Annotated in this window: 6 protein-coding genes; 1 reads left to right on the top strand and 5 read right to left on the bottom strand. The window is 69.2% G+C overall.

The features are described from left to right. The coding region (locus AB0J09_RS53575; RefSeq protein ID WP_360709855.1) for a transposase at positions 1 to 2,104 on the top strand (2,104 nt) is incomplete at its 5' end. 167 nt (positions 2,105 to 2,271) lie between these two features. Here AB0J09_RS53575 and AB0J09_RS53570 read toward each other — a convergent pair. From AB0J09_RS53570 to AB0J09_RS53550, 5 genes are all read right to left on the bottom strand, one after another. Continuing rightward, the gene (locus tag AB0J09_RS53570; RefSeq protein WP_360709853.1) at positions 2,272 to 3,450 is read right to left on the bottom strand and encodes an alpha/beta hydrolase; all 1,179 of its coding nucleotides are present in this window, start codon (positions 3,448 to 3,450) and stop codon (positions 2,272 to 2,274) included. Between the two features lie 90 nt (positions 3,451 to 3,540). After that, positions 3,541 to 4,527, bottom strand: a complete 987-nt coding sequence (locus AB0J09_RS53565) for a hypothetical protein (protein ID WP_360709851.1) — start codon at positions 4,525 to 4,527, stop codon at positions 3,541 to 3,543. Continuing rightward, positions 4,524 to 5,150, bottom strand: coding sequence for an ATP-binding cassette domain-containing protein (locus tag AB0J09_RS53560; protein WP_360709849.1), 627 nt, complete (start codon positions 5,148 to 5,150; stop codon positions 4,524 to 4,526). The genes AB0J09_RS53565 and AB0J09_RS53560 overlap by 4 nt, the downstream gene beginning before the upstream one ends. Next, positions 5,126 to 5,434, bottom strand: coding sequence for an ATP-binding cassette domain-containing protein (locus tag AB0J09_RS53555; RefSeq protein ID WP_360709847.1), 309 nt, complete (start codon positions 5,432 to 5,434; stop codon positions 5,126 to 5,128). The genes AB0J09_RS53560 and AB0J09_RS53555 overlap by 25 nt, the downstream gene beginning before the upstream one ends. A 2-nt stretch (positions 5,435 to 5,436) precedes the next feature. Then, complete coding sequence (locus AB0J09_RS53550; protein WP_360709845.1) at positions 5,437 to 5,901, bottom strand: GntR family transcriptional regulator; 465 nt, start codon at positions 5,899 to 5,901, stop codon at positions 5,437 to 5,439. Positions 5,902 to 6,170 lie beyond the last annotated feature (269 nt).

The following is a 6,170-nucleotide window of genomic DNA, read 5'->3' as shown; positions in this document are numbered from 1 at the left end:
ACGCGAGGCGGTGGCGCGGGCGATGGCGGCGGTGACCTCGTGCGCGGCGGGCGCCGGGCAGGTCCAGGCGCTGGGTGAGATGCTGTCGGCGCTCGTGGTGCAGACCCACAGCGTGCAGGCGGTGCGGGCGGCGGTGGAGCAGTCCGGCGGGTTCGCCGCGCAGTTGACCGATATCGAGGAGGTGGCCGCCTTCCACGGCGACGCGCACGAGTTGCTGGTGTACCGGTTCTTCAAGAAGGACCGGCCGGCGCTGTTCGAGCTGACCAGCAAGCTGCGGCTGAAGGCCACCTCCAGCGACGATTCAGTGCTGGCCGCGTTGGCGCACGCCCGCGAGCACTCACCCAAGCGGCGCGACTTCATCCCGCTGCCGCCACCGGTTGAGGAGGACGAGCCGGAGTCGGGCATCGCGTTCGCCTCGGGCAACTGGCGGCGCGCGGTGACCGACCGGCGCCATCCCGGCATGGTGGCGCGCCGGCACTTCGAGGCGATGGTGTTCTGCTACCTGGCCGAGGAACTGCGCACTGGCGACGTGGCCGTGCTCGGCTCGAACGAGTACGCCGACTGGGGCGCCCACCTGCTGCCCTGGCCGGAGTGCCAGTCGAAACTGGCCGCCTTCTGCGAGAAGGTCGGGCTACCTGACACCCCCTCTGCCTTCGTCGCCCACCTCAAGGACGCCCATCTGACCGCGGCCGCGCACCTGGACGCCGGCTACCTCGACAACGCCGACCTGGTCATCGACGAGGGTGGCGTGCCCACCCTCAAACGCCGCCGCGGTAAGGGCACCGACGTCGAGGCCGAACGGCTGGCGGCTGAGATCGAACGGCGCATGCCCGAACGCTCACTGCTGTCCATCGTCGCGCGCACCGCCCACTGGCTCACCTGGTATCGCTGCCACTTCGGCCCCGCCTCCGGCTCCGACCCCAAGATCAAAGATAAGCTGGGGCGGTACTCGCTGGCGGTGTTCACCGGCGGGATCAACATCGGCCCGTACGAGGCGGCCAAGCACATCGCCGGCGTCACCGCCCGCGAGCTGTCCATGGTCCGCAACCGGCACATCACCCTGAAGAAGCTGAACGCCGCGATCGCCGATGTGGTCAACGCCTTCGCCGAGCTGGATGTGGTCAAGGCATGGGGGGACGGCAGCACGGTGGCCGCCGACGGCACCCAGGTGGACACCTACATCGACAATCTCCTGGCCGAGACCAGCATCCGCTACGGAGGATTCGGCGGCATCGCCTACCACTACATCTCCGACACCTACGTGGTGCTGTTCTCCAGATTCATTCCGTGCGGGGTGTGGGAGGCGGTGTACCTGATCGAGGGGCTGCTGGCCAACGCCTCCGACATCCAGCCCTCCACCGTGCACGCCGACACCCAGGGCCAGAACTTCCCGGTCTTCGCCCTCGCGACGCTGTTCGGGTTCGACCTGATGCCGCGCATCCGCAACTTCAAGGACCTGATCTTCTTCCGCGCCTCGGAGAAGATCGTGTACCCGCACATCGACCAGCTGTTCGGCGAGAGCGGCCGCAACGTGATCGACTGGAAGCTGATCGACAAGCACTGGATAGATCTGATGCAGGTGGCGATCTCCATCAGCGAGGGCCGCCTCAGCTCGGCCACGCTGATGCGGCGCCTGCGGTCCAACTCCCGCAAGAACCGCATCTACAAGGCCTTCCGGGAGGTCGGCCGCAGCGTGCGTACCGTCGCGCTGCTCCGGTATCTGGCCGATCCGGCGCTGCGGGCGCGGGTCACCGCGGCGACCAACAAGGTCGAGTCCTACAACGGCTTCTCCAAGTGGCTCGGCTTCGGCGGGGTGCTGGCCGACAACGACCCCGAAGAGCAGGAGAAACTGATCAAGTTCAACACCCTGCTGGCCAACCTGGTCGTCTTCCACAACGCCCTGGACATCTCCGACATCGTGCGGCAGCTGGTCACCGAAGGATGGCAGATCACCGCCGACCAGCTCGGCCAGATCGCCCCCTACCTGCGCGCCCACATCAGCCGCTTCGGCGCCTACGCCACCGACGAACTCCGTCACCGGCCGGATCCGTTCGATCCCCTGCTGAAGGAGGTCGACTTCACCGAGGTCGACCTGGCTGCCTGATCTCCGGCGGGCCGTTGGCGTCGCGTTCCTGGTCCGCGGCGGGGATGCGGCTCGAGCCCCGCTCTCGATGCCCCTCGGAAGGGCCGACTGCGGCCGGCCCTTCCGAGGGGCATCACTTTGTGGTGAAGTCCTGGCCTCGCCGGTCCTTCGTGAGGTCGTCGGTGGGATCAGGGGTTCTGGAAGGTGACCTCAGGGTTGGCCGGTGACGGTCCGGTCAGCACCGGCTGGGGACTGCCTTTGAGGTGCAGGTCGAAGAAGGCACCGACGTAGGTGCGGGTGATCTGTTCCGCGCGCTGCGGGGAGAGCCCAGGGCCGGGCTTACCCGCCCATGCGGAGAGGACGGGCATGTCGGTGAACGTGCTGTGGTCGGAGTCGGCGACGGTCAGCCAGCGCTTCCAGCCGTTCAGGTTCTTCCATGCCTGTTCCCAGGTGGGGTCCATGCCCGGGCTCTCGTGCTGGGCGCCGAACATCAGGAAGGGGTGGTGGTCCAGGCCGGTGGCGGGGACCGGCGCGTAGAAGGTGCCGTCCATGTTCACTCCGGCCCGTACCCGGTGGTCGGTGGCCATGGTCGTGGCGGCGGCGTTTCCGCCGATGGAGTGCCCGGCCACGCCGATGCGCTTGGGGTCGATCATGCGGGCTTGCCGCCGGGCCGGACGGTGAGCGGTCAGTTGGTCGATCACGAAGGAGATGTCCTTGGCCCGGCTCTTGGCGATGGCCGCGGGGCCCCCCTTGGGGGGCTTGTCACAGATGGCGCAGGCGAGGGTGCGTCCGTCGGGGAAGGTCGTGCCGGAGGTCTCGTAGGTGTGGTCGACCAGGGCGACGACGTACCCGTGACTGGCCAGGTCCTCGGTGAGGCCGGTGAGGGTGGCGCGCGGGAACGCGAGGCCGGGTGAGAGCACCACCAGCGGGAACTTGCCGGGCGCCGGGCGTGCGTCGGCGTGCGCCCAGGTGCGGATGCTGCTGAGCTTCTCGGGCAGGATATCGGCGTCCGGGGCCTTCGCCCGCAGGAACAGCCGGGCCTCCTCGGTGGTCATGTACGGCGCCGGTCCGCCGGTCCCGGGCCGGGCGGGGTAGTACATCGACACCATCAGCCGCCGCGGGCCCGCCGACGGCACCCAGGGATCCGGACGGCGGGCGTCGACCAGGCGCATCGTGGCGCGGCCCACCGCGTGCGAGCCGGTCGGACGAGGCAGCGCCGCGGTCCCGGAGGCGTACGAGACCGTGGAGGGAGTGGCGTGTGCCGCCGCCACTATCTGGGCCGGTGAGGCGGCGCAGGCCGTCGCGGCGGTGAAGCCCAGCAGGACAGTGGCCACCCGGCCGAGCGGCCGGGCCATATCAGTGTTCATCGGGTTTCCTTGAACTGTTCGCAGAAGGATGAGGGCATGCGTCATCGGCGGCACCGGGCGAGCCGGTGCCACTGAACGAGTGCAGGAGAGTCAGCCGATCCGGCGGCGGAGCAGCCAGACGGTGGCGACGCCCAGCAGGAGGATGAGCAGGCCCATCCAGCCGGCCTCGATGAACTGGAACGGCCAGAACCGGCCGGCGGGATGGTAACTCGTGACGACGGTGTAGTGCTGGGTCCGGAGCCAGTTGCCGAAGGTGACCGCGGGAAGCCCGTCGCCGGACGACGAGAGCAGCGCCCATTTCGAGTGCAGGCTTTGGCTCTGGGCGTCGCTGAGCAGGTGACCGGCGGGGTCCACGTACGCCGTGGCGACCGCCCAGTCATGCGGGCCGATCTGGCCGGAGGTGACCAGGGGCGTCATGTAGTGCTGACGCAGTTGGAACACGGTCGCCGCGACGAGGCTGAACGAGGCGAGGAAGACCGTGCCGACCGTGATCATGGTGCGGCGGATCAGCAGGCCCGCGAACACCGCGGCCGTGAAGGCCAACAGTGTCTGGACCGGGAAGGCGACGCCCTGGAACTCGAAGCCGAGGTAGTCGCCGAAGGAGAAGGAGAGGACATGCTCCAGAGGAGCGTTGAACCAGGTGTATAGGACGCCGTAGGCCGCCGTCACCACGACCAGCACGGCGGCGATCAGCAACAGCTTGGTCACCAGCCAGCGGGTACGCCCGGCCCCCTGGGTCCAGGCGAACCGGTAGGTGCCCATCTCCAGCTCACGCGCGATCAGCGGCCCCCCGATGAAGGCGCCGAACGCCCCGGGGAGCAGCAGCAGGAACATGAACGGCCAGTTCGGCGGATAGGCGTTGAACAGCTCCTGGGCGAGCTGTTTGCAGGTGCCACTGGTGAAGGAAGCGCACCGCGCCAGCCCGAGCTGGTCGTAGGTCGAACGGGCCCACAGGCCCTCGACCACCATCAGCACGGCGAAGCTGGCCAGCATCCCCAGCAGACCGTAGAAGGCGAACCGGTGCTGGCGCCAGGTGATCCATGCGAGGCCGAGCCGGGGCAGTGAGGAGGTCGTCATGAGTATGCCTCCTGTTCGGTACGGGCTCGTGCCGGGCCGGGCAGCGCCGAGGCCGAGGGTTCACGCATGTAGGCCAGCACCAGTTCCTCCAGGCCGACCGGGTGCCGCTGCCAGCCCGGCGGCGCGGCGGAGGGGTCAGCGGCGCGGATCAGCAGGTGCGCCTGCGCGAAGGTGCGCCGGTCCCGGACCACCGGGAAGCGCTGAGCGACGGCATCGGCCTGCTCGGCGGGGCCGGTCAGGACGTGATGCCCGGCCGCCAGATCCTCGACCTCACCCGCGACCTGCACCTGCCCGCGCTGCACGACGACCAGGTAGTCGCAGACGCGCTCCAACTCGGCGACGACGTGGGAAGAGAACACCACGGAGACGCCCTCCTCGGCCACCGCCGCCATCAGGGCAGCCATGAAGTCATGCCGGGCCACCGGGTCGAGGGCGGCCAGCGGCTCGTCCAGGATCAGCAGCTGCGGGCGTTTGGCGAGCGCGAGCGTGAGTGCGACCTGGGACCGCTGGCCGCCCGACAACGCGCCGACCTTCTTGTTCAGCGGGATGCCCAGCTCCGCCAGCCGGTCCTGGGCGCGTGCGGTGTCCCATCGCCGGTTCAGGTTGCGCCCCACCCGCAGCATGTCGGCGACGGAGAGGCCGCGGTAGGAGCGGCGTCCTGGGCCATGAAGGCGACCCCGTCCAGCGCGGCCGGCGATCCCGCCGGCAGGCCACCCAGCACCCGCACGTCGCCGGCCGTGGGCGTGGCCAGGCCGACGGCGAGACTCAGCAGCGTGGTCTTGCCCGCGCCGTTCGGGCCGACCAGCCCGACCACGTGCCCGGCGGGGATCGCCAGCGAGCAGTCCCGCAATGCCCAGGTCCGGCCGTAGCGCTTGCCGAGCCCGGAGGTCTCAATCGCGATGCCCATGCTCACGCGACCACCCCGGCCCGGCCGCCGTCGTCCTCGTCCGCATGCCCGTCACGGCTCTGGCGCAGGTCGTGCAACGCGGCCGTGAATAGCGCGGCCATGCCGTCCTCGTCCAACCCGGCCGTGGCCGCCGTACGCATCCAGGCCAGCATGCTCTTCTGCAGAGCGGCCTGCTCGCGCAGGCCCACCTTGCCCAGCGCGCCCGCGACGAAGGTGCCGACGCCGCGCCGCCCGACCACCAGGCCACGGTGCTCCAGTTCGCGGTAGGCCTTCAGCACCGTGTTCGGGTTGATGGCCAGCCCGGCGACGATGTCCTTGACCCTCGGCAGTTGATCGCCCTGCCGCAGATATCCCAGCCGCAGCGCCTGCTCCACCTGCTGGACCAGCTGGAGATAGGTCGGCACCCCCGAAGCGGGATCGAGCCGGAACTCGATCGGCGACGGCGAACCATCTTTATCTACATCCATAGTTATTGAGTTAAACGGATTTGATCGCCATCGTCAACTTCGAGCGCTGTCGCCCCATGCGTCACCATCAGCATGTACGTGATAATGGAGTATTATCACGTACATGAGCGATCATGGCGGCGCGGCGACCAGGACAACCTTCTGCGGGGACGGTGCGCGACTCCCGCACGTTATCCGGTACATGCCCACAGCCGTCGTCCGGCGGCCGGCATGAGCACCGCGCCGAAGATCGCCGCCCTGCACGGCGGACACGTCAGTCTCGCCGCGGC

This window comes from Nonomuraea sp. NPDC049784, from assembly GCF_040659615.1.
Classification (GTDB): Bacteria; Actinomycetota; Actinomycetes; order Streptosporangiales; family Streptosporangiaceae; genus Nonomuraea.
This window is presented reverse-complemented; position numbering and strand designations above follow the sequence as displayed.

Bases quoted from the DNA above. Each gene is read 5' to 3' on its own strand.
- AB0J09_RS53570 (WP_360709853.1), bottom strand. From the start codon at position 3,450: ATGAACACTGATATGGCCCGGCCGCTCGGCCGGGTGGCCACTGTCCTG.
- AB0J09_RS53565 (WP_360709851.1), bottom strand. From the start codon at position 4,527: ATGACGACCTCCTCACTGCCCCGGCTCGGCCTCGCATGGATCACCTGG.
- AB0J09_RS53560 (WP_360709849.1), bottom strand. From the start codon at position 5,150: ATGCTGCGGGTGGGGCGCAACCTGAACCGGCGATGGGACACCGCACGC.
- AB0J09_RS53555 (WP_360709847.1), bottom strand. From the start codon at position 5,434: ATGGGCATCGCGATTGAGACCTCCGGGCTCGGCAAGCGCTACGGCCGG.
- AB0J09_RS53550 (WP_360709845.1), bottom strand. From the start codon at position 5,901: ATGGATGTAGATAAAGATGGTTCGCCGTCGCCGATCGAGTTCCGGCTC.